The sequence below is a fragment of the Pararobbsia alpina genome (assembly GCF_902859895.1).
Taxonomy (GTDB): Bacteria; Pseudomonadota; Gammaproteobacteria; order Burkholderiales; family Burkholderiaceae; genus Pararobbsia; species Pararobbsia alpina.
In genome coordinates this window covers 1-872 of record NZ_CADIKM010000188.1, presented here as the reverse complement: position 1 = coordinate 872, position 872 = coordinate 1, and the positions used below count along the sequence as shown (strand labels likewise).

General features: G+C 56.9%; 1 protein-coding gene. It reads left to right on the top strand.

The annotated features are described in order from the left end of the window. Positions 1-872, top strand: an 872-nt coding sequence (locus tag HV670_RS30200) for a recombinase family protein (protein WP_175108571.1), incomplete at both ends; no start/stop codon positions are given.

Genomic DNA, 872 nt, shown 5'->3' with positions numbered 1-872 from the left:
CTAGGCATGAAGGGAAGCATCAGTGAGTTTGAGCTGAATGTGCTTCGTACCCGGATGCTCGATGCCAAACGTCAGAAGGCACACCGCGGAGAACTTCGGATCAGTGTGCCGATCGGCTATATCTGGCATCGTGAGGTCGGCCTCGGTATTGATCCAAACCTGCAATTGCAGGAAGTTATCCGTTTGATATTCGCCCGTTTCCGCGAACTAGGCAGCGCAAGACAAGTCTTGTTGTCGCTACGAGCCCAGCAGGTCCACTTCCCGCGGCCCTCTGATGGTCGAACGCTGACGCACTTCGATTGGATACCGGTACGCTACCGTAACGTGATCTCAGTGCTCAAGAATCCGTTCTATGCCGGAGCGTACGTGTACGGCAAGAGTGGCAAGCAGATGGCAATAGTGGATGGGCGTGCGCGCAAGAGCTACAAGCATCCCAAGCCGTTTGAGGAGTGGGATGTCCTGCTCAGGGAGCATCATGAAGGCTACATCGATTGGGCGGAATTCGAGCGCAACCAGAAACAGCTCTCGGCCAACGCCTACGGCAAGGCGGGCGACGTAAAATCGAGTCGTGGCGGACGAGCGCTGCTCGCTGGCCTGCTTGCATGTGCGCGCTGTGGGCGTCGCCTGTCGGTGGCCTATACTGGACGTATCCCGCAAGCCGTTTATCGATGTGATCGATTTGACATACCGCCACGATGCATGAGCTTCGGCGGTTCCCGTATCGATGCCGCCATCGCAAGTGAACTTCTGCGTGTCGTGGAGCCCTTGGCAATTGAAGCAGCCCAGCAGGCCGAGCTTATGCAAATGGATGCCTTGAACGAGCAGCGACGGATCGTGGAACTGGAGCTGCAACAAGCCCAATACGAAGCGAC